The organism is Dactylosporangium sp. NPDC005555, from assembly GCF_040605635.1.
Classification (GTDB): domain Bacteria; phylum Actinomycetota; class Actinomycetes; order Mycobacteriales; family Micromonosporaceae; genus Dactylosporangium.
Genome location: NZ_JBEXDG010000031.1, coordinates 20,080 through 42,093, shown reverse-complemented (window position 1 = coordinate 42,093; position 22,014 = coordinate 20,080). Strand labels below are relative to the sequence as shown.

The 22,014-nt window shown below is 72.8% G+C and carries 14 protein-coding genes; 1 reads left to right on the top strand and 13 read right to left on the bottom strand.

Features of this window, described 5'->3' with window-relative positions; translation table 11 throughout:
* Positions 1 to 73: 73 nt before the first annotated feature.
* Genes ABZS58_RS30220 through ABZS58_RS30200 form a run of 5 tightly spaced genes read right to left on the bottom strand, consistent with a single transcriptional unit; the run spans position 74 to position 5,055 of the window.
* Entirely contained in the window at positions 74 to 991 is a 918-nt protein-coding gene (locus ABZS58_RS30220) for a carbohydrate ABC transporter permease (RefSeq protein ID WP_354786617.1), read from the bottom strand.
* Positions 992 to 1,002: 11 nt separating this feature from the next.
* The gene (locus tag ABZS58_RS30215; RefSeq protein WP_354786616.1) at positions 1,003 to 1,911 is read right to left on the bottom strand and encodes a sugar ABC transporter permease; all 909 of its coding nucleotides are present in this window, start codon (positions 1,909 to 1,911) and stop codon (positions 1,003 to 1,005) included.
* A 13-nt stretch (positions 1,912 to 1,924) separates the two neighbouring features.
* Positions 1,925 to 3,373: an N-acetylglucosamine/diacetylchitobiose ABC transporter substrate-binding protein gene (ngcE, locus tag ABZS58_RS30210; protein ID WP_354786615.1), complete on the bottom strand. Its 1,449-nt coding sequence runs from the start codon at positions 3,371 to 3,373 to the stop codon at positions 1,925 to 1,927.
* A gap of 21 nt (positions 3,374 to 3,394) precedes the next feature.
* The gene (locus tag ABZS58_RS30205; RefSeq protein WP_344502896.1) at positions 3,395 to 4,147 is read right to left on the bottom strand and encodes an SIS domain-containing protein; all 753 of its coding nucleotides are present in this window, start codon (positions 4,145 to 4,147) and stop codon (positions 3,395 to 3,397) included.
* Positions 4,144 to 5,055, bottom strand: a complete 912-nt coding sequence (locus tag ABZS58_RS30200; RefSeq protein WP_354786693.1) for a MurR/RpiR family transcriptional regulator — start codon at positions 5,053 to 5,055, stop codon at positions 4,144 to 4,146. The genes ABZS58_RS30205 and ABZS58_RS30200 overlap by 4 nt, the downstream gene beginning before the upstream one ends.
* A 602-nt stretch (positions 5,056 to 5,657) precedes the next feature.
* On the opposite strand from ABZS58_RS30200, the gene ABZS58_RS30195 reads away from it, so the two are divergent.
* On the top strand, positions 5,658 to 6,665 hold the full coding sequence (locus ABZS58_RS30195) for a hypothetical protein (RefSeq protein ID WP_354786614.1): 1,008 nt from the start codon (positions 5,658 to 5,660) through the stop codon (positions 6,663 to 6,665).
* Position 6,666: 1 nt separating this feature from the next.
* Here ABZS58_RS30195 and ABZS58_RS30190 read toward each other — a convergent pair whose 3' ends face one another.
* The 8 genes from ABZS58_RS30190 to ABZS58_RS30155 all read right to left on the bottom strand — a co-directional run bounded on the left by ABZS58_RS30190 (position 6,667) and on the right by ABZS58_RS30155 (position 21,972).
* The gene (locus ABZS58_RS30190; RefSeq protein ID WP_354786613.1) at positions 6,667 to 8,223 is read right to left on the bottom strand and encodes a PucR family transcriptional regulator ligand-binding domain-containing protein; all 1,557 of its coding nucleotides are present in this window, start codon (positions 8,221 to 8,223) and stop codon (positions 6,667 to 6,669) included.
* A 103-nt stretch (positions 8,224 to 8,326) separates the two neighbouring features.
* The gene (locus ABZS58_RS30185; protein ID WP_354786612.1) at positions 8,327 to 10,174 is read right to left on the bottom strand and encodes a N,N-dimethylformamidase beta subunit family domain-containing protein; all 1,848 of its coding nucleotides are present in this window, start codon (positions 10,172 to 10,174) and stop codon (positions 8,327 to 8,329) included.
* The gene (locus ABZS58_RS30180) at positions 10,171 to 11,523 is read right to left on the bottom strand and encodes a condensation domain-containing protein (protein ID WP_354786611.1); all 1,353 of its coding nucleotides are present in this window, start codon (positions 11,521 to 11,523) and stop codon (positions 10,171 to 10,173) included. Before ABZS58_RS30180 ends, ABZS58_RS30185 begins: the two co-directional genes overlap by 4 nt.
* Positions 11,516 to 11,770 carry a hypothetical protein gene (locus ABZS58_RS30175; RefSeq protein ID WP_354786610.1) on the bottom strand — a complete coding sequence of 85 codons (255 nt, stop codon included), beginning with the start codon at positions 11,768 to 11,770 and terminating at the stop codon, positions 11,516 to 11,518. The genes ABZS58_RS30180 and ABZS58_RS30175 overlap by 8 nt, the downstream gene beginning before the upstream one ends.
* Positions 11,767 to 11,964, bottom strand: coding sequence for an MbtH family NRPS accessory protein (locus ABZS58_RS30170; protein WP_354786609.1), 198 nt, complete (start codon positions 11,962 to 11,964; stop codon positions 11,767 to 11,769). The genes ABZS58_RS30175 and ABZS58_RS30170 overlap by 4 nt, the downstream gene beginning before the upstream one ends.
* On the bottom strand, positions 11,961 to 14,873 hold the full coding sequence (locus ABZS58_RS30165; protein ID WP_354786608.1) for an amino acid adenylation domain-containing protein: 2,913 nt from the start codon (positions 14,871 to 14,873) through the stop codon (positions 11,961 to 11,963). Before ABZS58_RS30165 ends, ABZS58_RS30170 begins: the two co-directional genes overlap by 4 nt.
* Complete coding sequence (locus ABZS58_RS30160) at positions 14,870 to 16,423, bottom strand: AMP-binding protein (RefSeq protein WP_354786607.1); 1,554 nt, start codon at positions 16,421 to 16,423, stop codon at positions 14,870 to 14,872. The genes ABZS58_RS30165 and ABZS58_RS30160 overlap by 4 nt, the downstream gene beginning before the upstream one ends.
* Positions 16,420 to 21,972: an amino acid adenylation domain-containing protein gene (locus ABZS58_RS30155; protein ID WP_354786606.1), complete on the bottom strand. Its 5,553-nt coding sequence runs from the start codon at positions 21,970 to 21,972 to the stop codon at positions 16,420 to 16,422. The genes ABZS58_RS30160 and ABZS58_RS30155 overlap by 4 nt, the downstream gene beginning before the upstream one ends.
* Positions 21,973 to 22,014 lie beyond the last annotated feature (42 nt).

Below are 22,014 nucleotides of genomic sequence, written 5' to 3'. Positions count from 1 at the left end.
GCACGCCCGCATTACATCGCACACCCCCGACAGTTTTCGAGAAACCGCCGGGGGTGCGCGTGCCTTTGGTGGGTTACTTCACTGCTCCGGCCGTCAGACCGGCCTGGATCTGCCGCTGGAAGACCATGTACATCACGATCATCGGCAGGATCGAGATCGTCAGGGCGGCGAAGAGCCCCGACCAGTCGGCCTCGTAGCCCGCCGAGGTGGAGATCTCCTGAATGCCCTGCGTGAGCACCCACTTGTTCTGCGCGCCGGCCATCAGCACCAGCGGCAGCAGGAACTGCCCCCACTGGCCGATCAGGTTGAAGATCGTGAGGCTGATCAGGCCGGGCTTGGCCATGGGCAGCATGACCGAGAAGAACAGCCTGGTGTGCGACGCCCCGTCGATCGTCGCCGCCTCTGCCACCGAGTTCGGCAGCGAGCGGAAGAACGACGTCAGGAAGAAGATCGTGAACGGCAGCGAGTAGGCGATGTACACGATGATCAGGCCCGTGTACGTGTTCAGCAGGCCGAGCTGCTTGACCTGGAAGAACAGCGGCACGACCGCGAGGAACGGCGGGAATGCGATGCCGGCCACGAACAGGAAGTAGATGATCCGGTTACCGAAGAACTTGTACCGGGCGAGCACGTAGGCGGCCATCGAGCTCAGCAGCATCGTGCCGGCCGTCGCGAGCGTCACGACGAGGACGCTGTTGAGGACGTACCGGCCGACGTGGGCCTTGTTCCACGCCCGGCCCCAGTTCTCCCAGCGCAGGTGGTCCGGGACGGTCCACGGCGAGCTGAAGATCTCGGTCGTGTTCTTGAACGACGCCAGGAACACCCAGGCCAGCGGGACGATGATCATCAAGGCCCAGACGGCGAGGAACACATGGCCCAGGCCGCCGGCCACGTTGAGCTTGCGGCGCGGGCGCTCGCCCTTCGGCACCACGCGGGCGCCCTGCCCGCCGCTGCGCTGACCCGGCGTGTCACGGCCGATGGTGGTAGTCATGTCTCGGCCTCTCAGTACTCGTAGGACTCACGACGGGTGAGCCGCAGCGTGAACGCGGCGAACACCAGCGACAGCACGCACAGCGCGACGCCGTAGGTGGCAGCGTCGCCGTAGCGGCTCTGCTGCATGTTGTTGTAGATCTCCAGGCCCAGCACGGTGGTCGAGCCGTCGGGGCCGCCGTTGTCCTGGGCGAGGACCGAGACGATGGCGAACGCGTCGAAGGCCAGGATGCCCAGGTAGACCCAGGCGGTCTGGATGGTGTCCCAGAGCAGCGGCAGCGTGACGCGGAAGAACAGCGACACCTTCGACGCGCCGTCGAGCTCGGCGGCCTCGTAGATCTCGGCCGGGATGTTGGCCATGCCGGCGGAGAAGAGCACCACGTAGAAGCCGACCGCCTGCCAGACCAGCACGGCGATGAGCGCGGGCAGCGCGAGGTTCTTCTCGATCAGGAAGCCGATCGGCTTCTCGAGCCCGGCCTTCAACAGCACACCGTTGATCAGGCCGGACTCGTTGGGCCGGTACACCGTCGCGAAGAGCACGCCGATGACCGGCACGGCGAGGACCTGGGGGAGGAAGAACACCACACGGTAGAAGCTCGACCCCCAGACCCCCGCCGTCTTGCCACCCCTGCCTTTGCCTCCCACGTTGAGGAGGAAGGCAAAGAACAGGGCGAATGCGATCGTGGCCAGCGGCAGGAAGACGAGGATGACTGCGTGGTGCTCCAATGCCTGCCAGAATCGGTCGGCGTGCAGCATCCGATCGTAGTTCTCCAGCCCGACCCATCGCTTCTTGGTGAAGCCGCGCCACTGGTAGAACGACAGATTGATCGTCTGCACGTACGGCCACAGGACGAAGTACGAGTAGAGCGTTACCGGCGCAACCAGGAACCCCAGAATGAAGGGGAGTCTCCCATGCCGCATGATCAGGCTCCGATCAGCGCTTGAACTTGGTGATCGACGAGTCCTTCTTGATCTCGTCGGCCTTCTTCTGGATGCGCTCGACGAACGCGTCGGCCTTGATGCGACCGAACATCAGCTCGTTGGTGGCGGTGCGGGCCTCCTTGTCGAGGTCCTTGTACCAGCCGTCGAAGAACAGGTTGAAGACCTCGGAGCCGGCCGCCTTCAGCGCGTCCTGCGACGACTGGGTGCCCGGGGTGAAGGTCAGGCCCTCGGTGCTGCCCAGGACCACCGTAGGCGCCTTGACGACCTCGGTGAAGCCCTTGCCGCCGGCCTTCGACAGCATCTGGCGCATGTACTCCATGCCGCCCTTGGGGTTCTTGCTCTTCGCCAGGACCATGTAGCCCTCGCCGGCGGTCGCGCGCAGCGCCGTCGACTTGAGCTTGTCCGAGCCGGTGATGCTCGGGGTGGTCAGCATCTGGTACTTGAAGCCCTCGGGCGTGTCCTTCTTCTGCTCGTTCTCGATCCAGTCGCCGGACGGGTACATCGCCAGCTGGTACTGGTTCTGCTTGAGCTGGACATCCGTGTGCTTGAGACCCTCGGCGCCCTGCAGGTTGTACTTGGCACCGATCTCGGCCCACGCCTCGGCGGCCTGCTTGACCGCGTCGACCTTCCAGGCACCGTCCTCAAGGTTGTCGATGTTCTTGAGGATGTCCGCGCCACCGATCTTCGCGGCGCTGGTGAGGATGATGTTCCACTGGTAGTACGCGGCGTTGGCACCGGCGTATGCGTAGGGGGCGATGCCCTTGGCCTTGATCTTGTCGCAGAGCGCGGTGAACTCGCTCCACGTCTTGGCCGGCGCCCAGCCGTTGTCCGTGAAAAGCTTGCCGGAGTACCAGATGCCGAACACGGTCGACACGTAGTACAGGACGTACGGCTTGCCGTTGAACGAGCCGGTGTCCACCGTGCCGGGGACCAGCGTGTCCTTGACCTTCTTGCTCGGGTCGTCGACCGACGGCGCGTCGAACAGCGCGGTCAGGTCCTGCAGCTGACCGTCGGCGACGAGCGCGCCGAAGTCCAGCGACTTCTCACCGGAGTTGTTCACGAACTCCGGCGCGTTGCCGCCCGCGATGAGGGGCTGCACCAGGGTGGAGATGGCCTGGCTGGACTGGTGCTTGACCTCGGACTTCGGGTGAGCCTTCTTGTACATCGGCTCGTGGACGTCCGTGGCGTACTTGTCGCCGTAGCCACCGTTGAAGATGACGACGCTGATCGGCTGGTCCTCGGGGGCACCCAGCGGGTTGGTGGCGCTGACGGCACCCGTGTTCGCGGTGCCCGGCGACTCCTCGTCGCTGCCGCTGTCGGCGCACGCGGCGAGGAAGCCCACCGCGGGCGTGGCGACGAGGCCGGCAACGGCAGCGCGCTGCAGGACGGTCCGCCGCGAGAGCGCGTTTGGCTGTGACGGGGACTCGGGGGTAACGGACATGATCTGTCTCCTCGGTTCGGGTCAGGCGGTGCGCCGGACACGTCCGGCGTACCGCGACTCGAGGGTGTGGTTGTGCTCGTCCCCGCCGGGGACGTTTGCGGACAGGTAGACGGGAGCCACCTCGCCCGCAGCCTCGATGCGTCGCACGACCTCGGCGACCACCAGCTGCGCCATGAGCGCGTTGGTGACCGATGAGACCGGGCAGACCGCGCCGCCGCTATCCAGCGACAGCAGTGCGTCGCCGTACGGCGCGCCGTTGTCCAGCACGACGTCGGCGATATCGGCGAGTCGCTTGCCCGAGGGGTGCCTGGGGGACACCCGCTCGGTGTGCTCGACCGACGTGATTGCGATCAACTTGTGTCCGCGCTGCTTGATCAGCAGCGCCATCTCGACGATCCCCCCGTTGATCCCGGACTGTGAGGCCATCACGAACACGTCCTCGGGACGCGGCGCGGCGATCTCGTAGAGCTGGGCGGCGATCCGGGGATCGCGTTCCAGCTTCTCGTCCTCGAGGATCTGCGGGTCCTGGCCGCCGTAGACGACCAGGTCCCGCAGGAGGATCTTGTTCGTCGGCACGAGCCCGCCGGCGCGGCCGGCGAAGTCCACCGCCACCGCCTCGGAGTGCCCGGTGCCGAACGCCTGGAGGAGGCCACCGGCGCGCAGCGCGGTGACGATGTGGTCGGCCGCCTGGCTGACGTTGCCGACCTGGGTGGTGGCGATCCGGTCGATGACCGTCTGGATCGCCGACACGTAGCCGTGCGCGGTTACGGTCATGACGCCGCCTCTTTTCCACTGGCCGACTTGTGACCGGCGACCGCCTGTGCGGTGACGCTGAAGGACGCGTGCGCGCGTTCGTGCGTGCGCTGCGCCACCGCGATGTACAGCAGGTCCAGCACCACCAGCTGGGGGTGCCGAGCGGAAAGGGCATCGGGCCGGAACGTCGTCGCCTGCGTCGCGGTGAGCATGACGATGTCGGCGACCTCTGCCAGCGGCGAGCGCGGGAAGCTGGTCAGCGCGATCGTGGTCGCGCCCCGGCTGCTCGCCTCGGCGATCATCTCGATGGTCTCGCGGGTCTGGCCACTGTGCGACACGCCCAGCGCCACGTCGCCCGGCTTCAGCAGCGATGCGCTGGCCAGACCGTTGTGCACGTCGTTCCACGCCCACGCCGCCACGCCGATGCGGTGCAGGCAGAACTGCATCTCGCCGCCGACGAGCGCGCTGCCGCTGGCGCCGTAGATGTCGACCCGGTCGGCCCGCGCGATGGCCTCGGCGGCGCGCTCGACCTCGGAGAGGTCCAGCAGCGAGGCCGTGTCGTGCATCGCCTGCGTGTCGGCGGCCATGATCTGGCCCAGCACGCGCTGCAGGGGGTCGGTCGGCTGGATCTCGCGGCCGATGTCCATCGTCCATCCGCCGGTCCGCGACGCGCGGCCCGTCTCGCCGGCGATGGCGAGGCGCAGCTCCGCGTATCCGACGAAGCCCAGCGCCCGGCAGAAGCGGGTCACGGTCGCGGGCGAGGTGCCGCTGCGCTCGGCGAGCTCGACGATCGTCGAGCGGGCCGCGGCGGCGGGGTCGGCGAGGATCAGCTCGGCGACCCGCTGCAGGGCACCGGTGAGCTCCGGCAGCTGCGCCCGGACTTTCGCCAGGACGCTGTCGCCGGTGACGATGGCCGGGAAGCCGTCCATCGCGCCGAGCGACCCGCCCGTGACACCGGCAGGGATCGAAGACACGGGCGAGGCACTGACAGCGGTGTGCACCGCCGTCGTGAGCTCCTCGCGAGATGTCATGTCGCTCCCTTTCAGCAAAGTTCCTTAACTGTTAGTGGTAAAAGTTCTTACTGAGGGGCCCTTCTTGTCAAGGAGTTGGGTGAAGTTTTCAAACTGTTACCTAAGAAGTGGATCTTAAGGGGAGCTAAAAGCGCAGCTCATGGCCGCTATGACCCCGTCGGCGACACGGCTCCCGCGCACCGGCCGACCCGACCAAGAAGACCAGACGTGACCGGGTGACTGTCAGGGTGAACCGCAGATATAGCCCGTTTTGTTACATCCGCAGCACCCGAGGAGAACGGCCGTTTTCATGAAGAAGGGCCGAACAGACCGTTTCGGTCCATTCGGCCCCTTCAGCCCCTTGTGAGCGCCGTCAACCGGAAGCGCTCCCACCAGCGGTCGGCGCCCTGGTCAAAATTTCCAACCCTTCGAGGCCAACCGCCTACGTCACTTTCCGTGACGGTTCAGTGGCGCACATCGGGCGCTGGTAATTTCACGCCGCTTCGATATGCTGTCCGGCGATGTTGACGGCGCCGAGACGGATCCTCACCTTCCTGGTCACAGCGTGCCTGCTGGCGATCGCGTTCGCCGACCCCGCGGCCGCCGAGCCGGGCGAGGACGACGGTCAGAATCTCACTGTCCGTCAGGCCCTGGACAAGGCGCTCGGCGAGTACAACGACGCGAAGGGCCGCCTCGACAAGTCGACCGCCGACCAGGCGGCGATCGAGGCCGAGCTCGGCAAGACCCAGGCCCGCCTGGCGGAGCTGGAGGTGGCGGCCGGCTCGGTGGCCGCCGCCGCCTACCGGGGACGCCGGGTCAGCCTGTTCAACGTGATCGTCGGCAGCGACAACCCGAACGAACTGCTGCACGACATGTCGAGGATCGAATACATGGTCTCCCGCGACGACCAGGCCCTGCGCGAGCTGGCCGAGACGCGCAAGAAGCTGGAGCAGCAGAAGGCGGACATCGCCGCCGCCGTCGCCAACCAGCAGGCCCAGCTGAAGATCATGGAGGCGAACAAGAAGGCCGCCGAGGACGCCCTGCGCAAGGCCGGTGGCGGCGGGGCGGTCGGCAGCTCACCGAGCGGCGGCCGGGTCACCACCAAGCCGGTCGCGCGCAACTCCGACGGGTCCTTCCCGAAGGAGAGCTGCTCGATCAACGACCCGACGCCGGCCGACGGCTGCATCACGCCGCGCATGCTCAACGCCTACAACGAGGCACGGCTGGCCGGCTTCACGCGGTACACCTCCTGCTTCCGCAGCGGCGGGAGCGGCGAGCATCCACTCGGTAGGGCCTGCGACTTCTCCGCGAACACCAGCGGCTTCGTCAACGCGAACGCGGGCGGCGCCGACAAGGCCTACGGCGACAACCTCGCCGCGTGGTGCGTGGCCAACGCGAAGAACCTCGGCGTCAAGTACGTCATCTGGTATCGGCAGATCTGGCAGCCCAGCAGCGGCTGGAGGAGCTACAGCGGCAGCGGCGGACCCGCGGCCACCCACACCAACCACGTCCACCTGTCGATGCAGTGACCTAGTCGCGCAACGCTTCGAGGGCCAGCAGCGCGACGTGCAGCGACAGGCACACCTGCACCGAGTCGAGGTCCGTGCCGAGGACCCGGCGGATCCTGGCCAGCCGCTCGTAGAACGCCGGCCGTGACAGGTGGCTGTGCTCGGCGGCCGCCGACTTGTTGCGCCCGCATTCGAGGTACACCCGCAGCACATCGAGCAGTTGCTCGCGGGGATGCAGGGCGTCGTGCGCGAGCAGCGGCCCGAGCTCCCGCTCGACGAACGTCTGCAGCCGCGGCTCGTCGCGCAGCATGTGCAGCAGGCCGGGCAGGCCGACGTCGGCGAGGCGGACGACCTCCCCAGGGCCGGCCGCCGGGTGACGGACCGACATCGCGACCTGGCTCGCCTCCAGCAGCGACCGGCGCGCCTCCCTCGGCGTCGCCACCCCCTCCCCCGCCGCCACGACCACGTCGCCGCCCACGAGGTCCCGCACCCGCACCGCGAGCCGCCGCAACGCCTCCCGCTCATCCTCGACGGCCCGCAACGCCAGCAGGACCGCGGTGACCTCGCCGTCGAGCACCCCGGCCAGCCCGGCGAGGGACGTGTCCCGCAGCGCCCGCGCGGCGACGCCCGCGGTGCAGCCGCGGATCACCACCCCGACGAGGTGTCGTCGCTCCAGGTGTACGCCCAGCGCCTTCGCCCGCACGACGACGTCCCCGACCGGTGCGGTGTGCCCGAGCAGGGCGGCCAGCAGTGCCGACTGCGCCTGCCGCTCGGGATCGTGCTCCTCGCGATGGGTGAGACGGACCAGTGCGAGCGTCGCCGCGGCCCGCTCGATGAGCGTGACGTCGCGGTCCCGGGCCGCCGGCAGCCGGATCAGCAGCCGCCCCCAGTCCTGCCCGCGCGCCCCGACGACGGTCACGAGCCAGCCCGCGCCGGCGTCGTGCCCGGTCCGCCCCGCCGGCCGCACCGCCCGCGAGTGCGCCTCCCAGTTGGCCAGCAGCAGCTCCGCCGAGCCGCCTGCCGCGTCGTACGCCAGGACCTGCCGCGACAGGTTCTCCAGCACGACGGGCGCCCCGGCGAGCGCGGCGGTCTGCGCGACCACCTCCGCCGGCGCCGCCCCCTCCACCGACAGGTCCGTGAACCGCTGGTGGATCTCGGCGGTGGCCCGCAGCTCGGCCAGCTGCGCGTCCACGATCATCCCGTGCACCGCCTGCGTGATCAGCACGAACGGGGTGCCCCGGTGCAGCTCGACGAGCGGCAGCCCGAGCTCCTCCGCGGTGCGCACCATGACCGCCGGCAGCCGGGACGTGAACCGCCGGCCCATCTCCACGGCGAGCCCGCAGGCGCCGACGTCGGCGATGTCGGTGACGAAGCGGCGCAGCCCGGCGTCGTCGGACGGCAGCCCGATCCCCGTGATGAGGATCAGCTCACCGCCGCGCAGCAGCGTCGCGATGTCCGGCACCTCGGAGCTGTGCACCCACTGCACGGCCTGATCGAGCCCGCGCTCCCCCGCCACGACCCGCGGCGCACCGTTGCGCACGGGGTCGAGCTCGAGCACCTCACGGACGGACGGGAACATCAGCGCGGATGCTACCGCCCGGCGGCGACGTGCGGGCCGGTCAGGCCCGGTCGGCCCCCGTGGTCAGCTCAGGCCAGCTCAGGCCAGCTCAGGCCAGCTCAGGTCAGCTCAGGGGCGGCACGCGGTGGCGCAGGAGGGTGCCCGGGCCGGCGGCGACGAGGCGACCGGCGTGGGCGGCGAGGGCACGGCCGGCGGCGGCGTCGCACACGTCGGTGAAGGGGTGCGGGCGGGGCACGGGTGGGCGGCTGACGACGCGGCCGGCGGCGGTGATGCCGTACAGGCGGCCGCCGAGCGTGGCGAGGGCGACGGTGCCGCCGGCGGGGCCGGCCGGGCGCCAGTCGCCGGTGCCGAGCTCCAGCGCGGGCAGGTACCACAGGGTGTCGTCATCCGCGGCGGCGAACAGGCCGGCGTCGCACAGGGCGAGGCAGCGGGCGCCCGGCGGGGCCGCGGTCATGTCGGTCCACAGGGTGGCGTCGGCGGCCGGGTCGCGGTAGGTGAGGCGGCCCGCCCCGGTGATCGCCCACAGGCCCTGCCGCATCGTGCCGGCGGCCTCGCGCGGAGAGGCGAGGCACAGCGCGCCCGGGGTGTCGCCGATGCGGCGCCACGGGAGGTTCTGGGCGCACGCCTCACGGGTCAGCAGGCCGCCGTCGACGGCGACGGCGTAGAGGGCGCCGTCGCACGCGGTGAGGGCGTGCAGGTCCGCCGGTGGGCCGATGACGGTCCAGCCGGTCGCGGGCGCGGGTGCGCAGAAGCGGTCCAGGACGTTGCGGGTGATGCGGTCGACGACGGGGTCGTGCAGGCCCTTGCCCCAGTTGACGGTCGCCGCGGTGAAGACCGTGCCGGCGCCGAGGTCGAAGACGCCCATCGTGGCGGCGCCGCCCTGGCCGTAGCGGCGCCAGTGCCGCAGGTCCGCGGTGGCGAGCACGGCGAACGACGGCGGGGTGCCGTCGCGGCCCGTGGCGCGCGGGACGCCGTCGACCTCGACGATGTCGGCGGCGTCGGTCTCGTACCCGAGGGTGCCCTGGCCGAACTTGTCGCCGTCGCTGAGCCCGGTGCCGTCGAAGACCCAGTGGTCGGCGAAGCGGGCGGTGAACGCCTCCCGGCCGATGACGGCCATCCCGTCGCCCCAGGCGCCGGCGCCGCGGCGGAAGCTGACGCCGGTCATCGCGTTCTCGGGCCGGTCGACCGGGGCGCTGGACCATTCCACCGTGACCCGTCCCGGGTCCACTGTGGACATGGGATCCGTGGTGGCGTCGCGGTGGCAGACCATGGTGCGGCCGCCGTCCTCCAGCCGCATCTGCCACCAGGCGGTGTTGGCGCCGAAGACGGCGAGGTTGCCGCCGCGGCGCACGAAGCCCTCGACGGCGTCGCGCTGCTCCCACGTCCAGTACTCGTCGTGGGCGCACACGATGAGCATCCGGTGCCCGTCGAGGATCCCGGGGTCGAGGTGCAGGTCGAGGTTGGAGCAGAACTCGACCGGGTACCGCGCGGCCCGCAGCCAGTGCAGCAGCGGCTCCTCCCACCGCTGCGGCGGTGGGCCGCCACCGGGACGGTCGAAGGTGACGGCGGCGGCCCGGGTGGGCTCCTCCGCGTAATACAGGCCTTCACCGGGCACGCCGGCGCGGTTGTACGCCTGCCACGTCGAGAACGGCACCGACACCAGGATCGGCGCCCGTGCGACGGCCGGCCGGACCACGAACCAGGCCTCGTCGTCGCCGGCGCCGTCGATGTCCGGCCGGGCACCGGGGGCGGCGAACGTCGCGCGGTACAGCGACGACGGCCACGACCCGGGGACCGGCAGTGTCCACGTCGGACCGTCCACTGTGTCCCGGCACATGACGAGCCCGGTGATCGCGTCGGTGACGACCACCGTCGCGGCACCGGTGACCACGAACGGGAGCGGGGTCCCGGCCACGCAGGAGGTGGCCCGGCTGTACGCCCGGGCAGTCACAGCAGCCCGGTCAGCGTGGACATCGGCACGTCCTCCCCCGCGGCGCGCACCAGCAGCTCCTCGATCGCCCGCAGCTGTCCCTCGATGGCGGCCGGCGGCAGGTAGGCGGTGTCGGCGGTGAGCGTCACGACGAGCGCCTGCCCTTCGACGGTGACGTGCAGGCAGTACCGGCACGCGACGCGTTCCTGGGTGGCGGGGAAGTCGAAGCGGGTGTCGCGGCACAGCGCCCGCAGTTGCGTCGCGGGCCGCACCGGGCGGCCTTCGATCAGGCGCATGTCGTTGAAGCAGCAGTACGGGTGGACCTCCTGCCCGCGGGCGGCGGCCGCGTCGGCGAGCATCGCGTCCCAGCCGGCCGGGTCGTAGGCGGCGGCCCGGTAGCCGCGCAGCGCCGCCTGCCAGCCGGGGCGCAGCAGCGCGCCGAACGTGGGCCGGTCGACGTCGAGGACGAACAGGCCGTCCTGCGACAGGGTGCTGACGAGGTCGCGGTGCCCGGTGGTGAAGCGGTTGCCGACGATCGGCATGACGGCGGTCGTCGCGTGCCCACCGGCGGCCGCGGCGAGCGCACCGGCGGCGGTGAGCAGGACCGTGGAGCCGCTGACGCCGTGCTGGGCGGCGAGGGCGTCGACGGCACCGCCGAGCGCGGTGGAGACGATCCGCCCGGTCCAGTAGCGGGGTGCCCGCGGCGGCGCGACCTCGGCGCCGAACATGGTGGCGGGGATGCGGGCGAACTGTTCGGCCCAGTACGACAGGGCGGCGGTGCCGCGCCGGTGCCCTTCCGGGGACTGCTGCTCGGCGGCGAGGTCGAGCGGGCCGGTCTGCGGCGGGCGGAGGCCGCGGTTGCCGCGCAGCGCGAGCAGCCGCAGGTCGCGGGCGAGGACCTCGGCGCCGTGCCCGTCGGTGGCGAGGTGGCACAGCACGAGGACCAGGTGGCTGACGGCGCCGTCGCGGGTGACGAGCGCGGCCCGCAGCGGCCACTCCTCGCGGTAGTCGAAGGCGGTCCCGGCGAGGAGGTCCCGGGCGCGGGCCGCGGCGGCGGCCGGGTCGTCCCCGCCGTCGACGACCCGCACGTCGAGGACCCCGTCCTCGACGAGCACCTGGCCACCGTCAGGACCGAGCCTGGTGCGCAGCGCCTCGTGCCGGGCGACGAGCGCGGCCAGGGCGGCCAGGGCCGCGTCGACCGGCACGGTCCGCGGGGCCAGGTCGACGATCCGGTCCAGGTTGAAGTAGTGGTCGTTGGGGACCGTACGGCCGATCGCGTGCCAGATCGCCCGTTGCCCCCACGTCAGCGGGCCCGTCCCGGCACGGTCACCGGTGAACGGCACCCGGACCTCGGTCACGACCTCAGTCATCGCGGACCGCCCGCTCCGCAACGGTGCGGACCAGGTCGTCGAAGTCGTCGAAGGTGCCGGGCGCGTCCAGGTCGAGCTGGACGCCGAGCTCGTCGTCGAGGGCGTCGACGAGCCGCAGCACCGCCAGGGAGCCGACGCCGAGCGCGGCCAGGGAGCCGCCGCCGAGGATCTCCCCGGTGGTGACCTCGCCGTCGGTGGCGGAGCTGAGGATCGTCGCGACCCGGTCGCGCAGATCGGCCGGGCTCATCGCGCGGCCAGCCGCTGGCGCAGGCTCAGCGGGCGGATGTCGGTCCACACCTCGTCGATGTGGGCGACGCATTCGTCCTTGCCGCCGGTGAACCCGGTGCGCCGCCAGCCGGCGGGCGGCTCCTCGGCCGCGCTCCACAGCGAGTGCTGCTCCTCGTCGTTGACGACGACGGCGAACGTGTCCGGCGTGCTCATCTGGCCTCCCGCAGGTCGGCGATCGCGGCGGCGACGCCGTCGATCGTGGGGGTGTCGAAGAAGACGTCGAGCGGCACGTCGACGCCGAGGCGCTTGCGGATGCGGACCGCGATCTGGGTGATGGTGAGGGAGTGCCCGCCGAGATCGAACAGGTCCTCGTCGGGGCCGATGTCGTCGATGCGCAGCACCTCCTGCCAGATGGCGGTCACGGTCGCGGTGGTGTCGTCGCCGGTACCGGCGGCGACGGGGACAGCCGCGGCGGCGGGGACTTCGTTGGGTGCGGGCAGCGCGGCCCGGTCGAGCTTGCCGTTCGGTGTGAGCGGGAAGCTGTCGAGGGCGACGACGGCGGCCGGCACCATGTAGCCGGGCAGCGTGTGCGCCACGTGGTCGCGCAGCGCGGCCGCGTCGACCGGTGCGCCGGGCGTGGGCACGACGTAGGCGACGAGCCGGGCGCGGGGGCCGTGCGGGTCGGCGAGGGTGACGGCGGCCTGCGCCACCGCCGGGTGGGCGGCGAGCCGGGCCTCGATCTCGCCGGGTTCGATCCGGTGGCCGCGCAGCTTCACCTGGTTGTCGGCCCGGCCGAGGAACTCGAGGCCGCCGGGCCCGCGCCGGACCCGGTCGCCGGTGCCGTAGATGCGGGTGCCGGGAGCGCCGGACGGGTCGGGGCGGAAGCGGTCGGCGGTGAGCCCGCCACGGCCGCGGTAGCCGTGGGCGACGCCGAGGCCACCGATCCACAGCTCCCCCGCGATGCCGTCGGGGACGGGCCGCAGCGCGTCGTCGAGGACGTGCAGGGTGGTGTTGGCGACCGGTCCGCCGATGGTGACGGGGGCGCCGGGCGCGATGTCGGCGAGCGCGGACCAGACGGTCGTCTCGGTCGGCCCGTACGCGTTGACCAGGCGCCCGACGAGCGGGGCGAGCTGCTCGGCGAGGTCGGCGGGCAGCGCCTCGCCGCCGGTGACGGCGACCAGGTCGCCGCGGGTGAGGCCGGCCTCCAGGAGCAGCCGCCAGCCGGACGGGGTGGCCTGCACGTGCGTGACGGCGTGCCGGTCGATGAGCCGCAGCTGGCCGGCGGCGTCGCGGTGCCCGTCCGGCGGGACGAGCACGACGCGGGCGCCGAGGGTGAGGGGCAGCAGCAGCTCGACGGTGGAGATGTCGAACGACAGCGACGTCAGGCCGAGCCAGGTGTCGCCGGCCGTGCAGCCGAGGTGGTCGCGCATCGAGTCGACGAGGTTGCTCAGCGCCCCGTGCGGGACGGCGACGCCCTTCGGCCGGCCGGTCGAGCCGGAGGTGTAGATGACGTAGGCGACGTCGTCGACGTCCGGCCTGCCGCCGGCTTCGAAGGGCACCTCGCCGACGGGTGCGTCCGCGGCGGTGAGGACCAGGGCGGCGCCGGCGTCGTCGCGGATGAAGGCGATGCGCTCCGCCGGGTAGGACGGGTCGAGCGGCAGATACGCCGCGCCCGTCTCCAGGACGCCGAGCACCGCGACGAGCAGCTCCGCGGTCCGCGGCACGGCGATCCCGACGAGGGACCCCGGCCCGATCCCCCGCGCCCGCAGCCGTCCGGCGAGCCCACCGGCGGCGGCGCGGAGCTGGCCGTAGCTGATCCGCCGGTCCCCGCAGACGACCGCGTCGGCGCCGGCGTCGGCGGCGGTACGAGCGAGGAACCGGTCGACGACGGTGTCCCGCGGCCCGGCACCGACCGCGGCGGTGCACGCCGTGGACGGCACGGGCAGGTCGCCGATGCGCGTGTCCGGGGCGGCGAGCGCGGCGGCGAGCAGCGCCTGGTACTGCGCGGCGACCTGTCCGGCCTCGAACGATCCGGCGACCAGGTGCAGGCTGCCCTCGACGGCCGACGGCCCCTCGACGAGCTGGAGGTTGGCGGTGCCCCGGACGGCGCCGGGGAACACCAGCCAGTCGACGGTGCTGTCCACCCCGGCGAACGCGGGCGGGTCGGCGCGCCGCCGGTAGCTGACGGTCAGCGGCGCGAGCGACGCCCGGGGCGTGAGCCGGACGGCGTGGCTGAGCGGGACGGCCCGGTGCGCGTAGATCTCGCGCAGCTGTGCGCGCAGCGCGCGGGCGAACTCGGCGAACGGCTGCGCGGCCGCCGGCGCGGTGGTCACGGGCAGCTCGTTGACGTGCAACCCGATCCGGGGCGCGGCCCGGTCCGCTGTGGACAGCTCGACGGCGGTGGTGACGGTGTCGTTGCCGTACCGGCGCAGCAGCGCGTGCCAGGCGGCGAGCAGCAGCTCGAAGCGGGTGACGCCGAGCGCGGCGGCCGTCTCGGCGAGGGCGGCGGTGCCGACGGTGAACGGCACCGCGACGGCCGCGGTGCCGGGCGGGGTGTGCCGCAGGCCGGGCAGCTGCGGCGCGGGCGGCTCCTGCCATCGCGTGGCCCAGTATCCGGCGGCCCCGGCGACGTCCACGGTGGACTCCTCCACCGGCCTGTCCACTGTGGCCGGTGGGTCGCCGTTGTACGCCGCGGCGAGGTCGGCGACGAGGACCTGCTTGGACACGCCGTCGAAGACGAGGTGGTGCACGACGACGCACAGGAGGTGCCCGCCCGGTCCCGTGTGCAGCAGCGTGAACCTGGCGAGGGGGCCGCGGCGCAGGTCGAACGGCGCCGCGACGAGGGCCGCGACCTCCGTCCCGTCGCCCGGCCGGACGGCGAGGACGACCGGGTCGGCGGCGGGCACCAGCGACAGGAGGTCGTCGTCGACGGCGGCGGCCAGGACCGGGTGCCGGGCGACGACGGCGGCGACGGCGGCGCCGAGCCGCTCGACGTCGAGGACGCCGGTGAAGCGCACGGTCACCGCGAGGTGGTAGGCGGCCCCGGCCGGCAGGGCCTGTTCGGTGATCCAGACACCGTGCTGGGCGGGCGTCAACGGGTCTGCGGCGGTCACGGTGGTCATCGGCCCGGCCTGTCGTCGTCGAGGAGCTGGCGCAGCTCACGTTTGAGGATCTTGCCGTTCTCGTTGCGGGGCAGCCGGTCCAGGAACAGCATCCGGCCGGGGATCTCGTGCCCGGCGAGCCGTTCGAGGAGGAACGCGCGCAGCCGCTGCGCGGTGAGGGGGGCGTCGGTGACGACGGCCGCGGCGACGGCGGCGCCGAGGACGGGGTGCGGGACGCCGAACGCGGCGGCCTCCCGCACGTCGGGGTGCTCGTGCAGGGCGTGCTCGATCTGCAGCGTCGACACCTTGTGCGCGCCGGACTTGATGACGTCGCGGTCGCGGTCGACGAGGAACAGGTAGCCGTCGTCGTCGAGCCGGCCGACGTCGCCCATCCGCACCCACCGGCCGCGGAACACCTCGGCGGACGCGTCACCGTCGCGGTAGTACGAGCGGGCCGCCGTCGGCGAGCGCAGCCACACGTCGCCGGTCTCGCCGGCGGGCAGCGGCCGCCCGTCGGGCCCGGCGATCATCAGGTCCGCGGCGACGGTGGGGCGGCCGAGCGCCGCGGGTCGTTCGGGGTCGAACACCATCGACGTCTGCGCCGGGGCGGCCTCCGTCGACGTGTAGTAGTTGACGACCGTCGCTTCCGGGAACGCCTCGGTGAGCTGCAGCGCGACCGACGGCGGCAGGGCGGCGGCGGTGGAGCCGATGAGCCGCACGCCCGACAGGTCGTGGGTGGTGTGCACCTTCGCGTGCAGCAGCTCGATGGCCATCGCGGGGACGAGGAAGACGGTGCCGGCGGCGTGCCGTTCGACGAGTCTGGCGAAGCGGCCGGGGGTGAACGCGCCGAGGGTGAGCGCGGCGGCGCGGGCGTTGAACGCGTTGACGAGCATCGTCTGCCCGGCGTTGCTGCCGACCGGGAACGCGTGCACGAAGTGCGTGGAGTGCGCGAGCGGGCGGCGGCGCGGGTCGAGGGTGCAGCCGTGGGCGAGGTTGGCGTGGGTCGCGCCGACGCCCTTGGGGACGCCGGTGGTGCCGGACGTGTAGAGGATCTGCGCCAGGTCCCGCGGCGCCGGCGGCTCGGGGGCCGGGCCGCCGGTCCTCTCGACCTCGGCGAGGGTCGAGGACCGGACGCCGTCGAGGTCCGGGCGTCCGGCGGGGTGCAGGACCGCGGTGGCGCCGCTGTGGGTGAGCACGTGGCGGACCTCGGCCGGGGCGAGCCGGTCCGATATCGGCACGGCGACGAGCCCGGCGCGCACGACCCCGGCGAACGCGACGGCGTAGTCGTTCCAGCCCGCGGTGCCGTAGTGCAGCGCCACCCGGTCGCCGGGCGCGAGTCCCAGGGCGCGGAGCCCGGCGGCGACGGCCTCGGCGCGGGCGTGCCACGCGCCGAACGTGACCTCGTCGTCCCCGGCGACGAGCGCGACCCGGTCCGGTTCGCTCGCGGCCCGGTGTGCGAGGAGCTCCACCAGCGTCGCCGGCACCGCGGGCCGCCCCGGCCCCGCCGCGCGAGGCGCCGGAACGGACGGCGACGCGGTGGACCGTGACGCGGCGGCCGGGGTCGTGGTCATCGGACCGGCTCCAGCGGCCGCACGTCCTCGCCACCGGAGCCCCCGGAACCACCGGAGCCGCCGGAGCCGCCGGTGGGTTCGTCGCCGGCGCGGACCCGGCCGCGGAGCTCCTGGATGCCGACGAGGTCGTCGGGCAGGGCGTCGGGCACGTCCCGGTCGAAGCGCCGCAGCACCGGGATCCGCAGACCGATCGCGACCATGCCGGCCATGGCGAGGCCGAACACGATGTACATGAGCGCGATCCCGCGGCCCGGCCCGGTGCCGATGACGGCGCCGACGGTCCCGGCGAGCGCGCCACCGGGGGCCAGGAGCGGCTCGAAGAACCTGGTGCCGAGCGGCGCGACGATGCCGTGCCCGATCGGCAGCGTCGACCAGGCGACCATGGTGTTCAGGGCGAAGACCCGGCCGTGGTACCGCTGCGGCACCTTCACCTGCACGATCGTGGTGTAGACGCCGTTGACCAGCGACAGGGCCGCCGACAGGCCGAACGCGCACGCGCCGACGACCCACACGCTGGGGTGGGTGCCGCCGAGGACCGCGGCGGCGGCGAGGAGCGCGGCGAGGCCGAGCATGCCGCGCAGCCGCTGCCGGCGCGGCCCGCCCCAGAAGCCCATCGCGACGCCGCCGACGATGACGCCGGCGCCGCCGCACATGGCGACCCGCGCGGCGGTGCCGAGGTCGGCGAAGGACAGCACGAGCGGGGTCATGAGCAGGAACAGCGGGGCGAGAAAGACGTTGAGCCCGGCGAACCACAGCAGCATCGCCCGGAAGCCGCGGTGGTGCCACGAGTAGGCGAAGCCGTGCCTGATCTCCTGCAGGAGCGTCTCGCGCCGCCGCCACGGCAGGGTCCGCGGGAACTTCACGACGGCGAGGACCGCGATCGCGACGGTGTAGCTGGCCACGTCGAGGATGAGGATGCCCTTGAGGCCGATGCCGGCCATGAGCCCGACGGCGATGAGCGGCACGACGAACGCGCTGACGCCGCCGGCGAGCTGGACGATGCCGTTGGCGTGGCCGAGGTACTGCTTCGGCACCAGTTGCGGCACGGCCGAGGCGTACGCGAGCCGCTGGAACGTCAGCGCGATCGACAGCGCGGCGAGCAGCGGATAGATGTGCCACGGCACGAGGGCGCCGCTGAGCAGCAGGGCGAGCAGCGCCGCCTGGGTGGCGCCGGCGGCGACGTCACCGGCGAGCATCACCTTGCGCCGGTCGAAGCGGTCGACGATGGCGCCGGCGACGGGCCCGGCGAGGATGCCGGGGAGCATGCCGATGACGGCGTACAGCGCGTACCTGGCGACGGACCCGGTTTCGAGGTAGATCCAGATCGGGAGGGCGAACTCGGTCAGCGCGGAGCCAGTGATCGACACGAGCTGGCTGAGCGCGACGATGAGGAACCGCGCCATGCCCGGCTGCGCGATCGGCTCCGCCTCGGCCGGGTCGGCGGTGGCGGGCGCGGCGGCGCCGGTCCCGTGCAGCCACCACGACGTCTCCCCCGCCGTCGACGGCAGCGCCTCCTCGGGGGAGGGCCCGCCGGGGGCGAGCGTCGGGTGGGCCCGGCTGACGATGTCCGCGAGCTCCTTGGCGCGGTACTTGAGGAAGAAGTGCCCGGCCTCGTCGAGCAGGACGAGGGCGACCCGGTCGGAGACGAGGAGCCATTCCTTGTACCGCTCCTGGTAGAAGTCGGCGGCGGGGTCGCGGGTGCCCATGACGGAGACGATCGGGGCGCGCAGCCGCCCTGCCTTCGCACCGGCGCCGCCGTCGAGGGTGGCGGTGAAGTACTCCTCGGCGGCGACGGAGTCGCGGCGCATGTTGCCGATGATGAACTGTTTCTGGGTGTCGTCGAGGTCGGCGACGTCGGCGCCCATCGACGTGAGCCAGTTCTCGTAGACGCGGTTGCCGAGCAGCGGCTCGAGGGCCGCGAACCGGCTCAGGGCGCTCAGCACCCTGCTGCGGGGGCGGGCGAACGGGAACTGGGCGCCGATGTAGACGGCTTCGAGGTCCCGGCCGGCGTCCTCGAGGCGGTGGGCGACGGCCACGATGAGGGCGCTGCCGACGCCGCAGTGCCCGTAGAGGGCAATGGGGCCGCTGACGCGGTCCTGGATCTCGGCGGCGACGCGGTCGGCGAGTTCCTCGAACGGCAGCCGTTCCTCGGTGAGGCCGACGTCGTGGCCGGGGATCGCCACGGACCACAGCGCGTGGCCGGTGGGGAGCGCGTCGGCGAGGGGCTGGTAGACCACCGCGCTGCCGCCGCCGTACGGGACGCAGACCAGCGAGAGCCCGGGCGCCTCCGACGCCTTGGTGAGCCGGTGCAGCAGCTGCCGCGGCCCGCGGTCCTCCTCCGACGTCGACGCGAACGCGGCGAGCTCGCGGATGGTCTTGAGGGTGAACACGTCCATGACGCTGACCGGCTGGCCGATCCCGTCGAGCTGCTTGCGGGCGCGGGCGACGACCTGGGTGGCGAGCAGCGAGTGCCCACCGAGGTCGAAGAAGTCGTCGTCGATGCCGACGGACGGCAGGCCGAGGACGTCGGCCCAGATGGCGGCGAAGACCAGCTCGGCCGGGGTGCTCGGGGGTGCCGAGCCGGCGCCGCCGGCGGTCGCGACGGGTGCAGGCAGGGCCCGCCTGTCGAGCTTGCCGCTGGGGCCGAGCGGGAGCTTCGCCAGCCCGACGAACGCCGACGGCACCATGTAGTCGGGCAGGGCCTTCTTCAGCGCCGCCTTCAGCGCCGCCGGGTCGGGTTCGCCGCCGCCGACGAGGTAGCCGACGAGGCGCTTGTCGCCGGGGCGGTCCTCGCGGACGGTGACGGCGGCCTCGGTGACGCCCGGCCGGGCGCGCAGCGCGGCCTCGATCTCGCCGAGCTCGATCCGCAGCCCGCGCAGCTTCACCTGGTGGTCGATGCGGCCGAGGAACTCGATCGTGCCGTCGGTGCGCCAGCGGGTGAGGTCGCCGGTGCGGTACAGGCGGCCCCCCGGCGGCCCGAACGGGTCCGGGACGAAGCGGGTCGCGGTGAGCCCGGGCCGGTCGTGGTAGCCCAGCGCCAGGCCGACGCCGCCGATGTGCAGCTCACCCGGGACGCCGGGCGGCACCGGCTGGCCGGCGGGGTCCAGGACGTACAGGCGGATGTTCTGGATGGGCGCGCCGATCGGCACGGTGTCCAGGTCGCCCGCGCACTCGAAGGCGGACACGTCGACGGCGGCCTCGGTCGGCCCGTAGAGGTTCCACAGCGCGGTCGCGGGCAGCGCGGCGGCGAACGCGCGGACGGCGTCGACGGGCAGCTCCTCGCCGCTGCACACGACGCGGCGCAGGCTCGTGCAGGCGGCGACGCCGTCCTCGGCGAGGAACATGGCGAGCATCGACGGCACGAAGTGCGTGGTGGTGACGCCCTCACGGACGATCAGGTCGCGCAGGTACGCGGCGTCCTTGTGCCCGCCGGGCTTCGCCAGGACGAGGCGGGCGCCGGTGATGAGCGGCCAGAAGAACTCCCACACCGACACGTCGAAGCTGGCCGGGGTCTTCTGCAGCACGACGTCGGTGCCGTCGAGGCGGTACGTGCGCTGCATCCAGTCGAGGCGGTTGACGATGCCGCGGTGCGTGTTCGGCACGCCCTTGGGCTTTCCCGTCGAGCCGGACGTGTAGATCATGTACGCGACGTCGCCGGCCTCCGGACGGTCGGGCACCGGCGGCAGTTTCCGGGCGAACGCCGACGGGTCGTCGAGGAAGACGACGGTGGCGCTCGTGTCCGGCACCGGCAGCCGCGACTGGGTCAGCAGGACCGGTGCGGCGGCGTCGGCGAGCATGAACGCGAGCCGGTCCGCGGGGTAGTCGGGGTCGAGCGGCACGTAGGCGGCGCCGGACTTGAGGACGCCGAGCAGCCCGACGACGAGGTCGGTGGAGCGTTCGGCGCTGACCGCGACAAGGGTGCCGGGCCCGGCGCCCTCGACGCGCAGCCGGCGGGCGACGCGGTCGGCGGCGGCCTCGAGCTCGCGGTAGGTGAGCCGCTTGTCCTGGAACCGCACGGCGACGGCGTCGGGGGTCCGGGCGGCCTGCGCGGCGATCAGCCCCGGCAGGGTGGCGTCGGCGGGGAAGTCGGTGGCGGTGTCGTTCCAGCCGTGCAGCACCTGGTCACGTTCGGCGGGTTCGAGGAGGTCCACGGTGGACACCGGTGCGTCCGGGCGGGCGACGACCGCGCGCAGGAGCTTGTCGAGGTGCCGGCCGAGGCGGGCGATCGTCGCCTCGTCGAACAGGTCGACGTTGTAGTTGAAGGCGCCGCGCAGCCCGGTGGGGTCCTCCATGACGAACAGTTCGAGGTCGAAGCGGGTGCCGGTGGCCCGCAGCCCGAACGGCGTCACGTCGAGCGGGCCGGTGGGTCCCCCGGCGGCCGCGTAGTTCTGCACGGCGAGGACGGCCTGGAACACCGGCGAGCGGCTGACGTCGCGGGGCACGTTGAGCTCCGACACCAGCTGCGCGAACGGCAGCTCCTGGTGCGCGTAGGCGGACAGGCACGTCTCGCGGGTCCGCTCGATCAGCTCCGTGAACGTCGGGTCGCCGTCGAGCCGGGCCCGCATCGCCAGGACGTTGACGAACATGCCGATGAGCCGTTCGAGCTCCGGCTCGGGGCGCCCGGCGATCGGTGATCCGACGGCGAAGTCCCGCTGGCCGCTGTGCCGGGACAGCACGACCTGGAACGCCGCGAGGAGCACCATGTAGACGGTGGCGCCGTGCGAACGGGCCAGGCCGGTGAGCCCGTCGAGCAGCTCGCGGTCGATGTCGAACCCGTAGCCGGCGCCGTCGAACGTCTGCTGCCTCGGGCGGGGCCGGTCGGTGGGCAGGGCGAGGGGTTCGACGCCGGCGAGCTCGGCGCGCCAGTAGCCGACCTCGCGGGCGAGGGCGTCGCCGGTGAGCCGTCGCCGTTGCCAGGCGGCGAAGTCGCCGTACTGCACGGGCAGCGGCTGGACCGGTGACGGGACCCCGGCGGCGTGCGCGTCGTAGCCGGCGAGGACCTCGCCGACGAGCACCTCGCTGGACCAGCCGTCGCTGATGCTGTGGTGGGTGACGAGGAGCAGCACGTGGTCGTCGTCGGCCAGCCGGACGAGGAGCGCGTGCAGCAGCGGGCCGTGGACGAGGTCGAAGAGCCGGCCGACGGCCTCGTCGACGATCCGCTCCGCGGCGTGGCTGTCGGCGGCGTCGACCACGGTCAGGGTGACCTGGGCGTCCGGGCTGCCCGGCGCGGCGAGTTCGAGGACGGGGCGGCCGTCGTCGGTGACCGGGTAGCGGGTGCGCAGCGACTCGTGCCGGGCGACGACGTCGTCGAGGGAGCGGGCGAGGGCGGCCTCGTCGAGGGCGCCGCGCAGCCGGCGGGCGACCGGGATGTGGTAGGCGGCGGTCCCGGGCGCGAACTGCTCCATGAACCAGAGTCGTTCCTGAGCGAACGACAGCGGCGGGACGGTGCCTTCGGGGCGGACCGGGACGGTGGCGGCGGCCTTGGGTCTGTTGCGGAGCCGTGCGGTGAGCAGCGCCCGCTTGGTCGCGGACAGGTCGTCGACGGTCATGACGTCACCTTCGCTGCGCTACGGCGCCGCCCTGACCTGAAA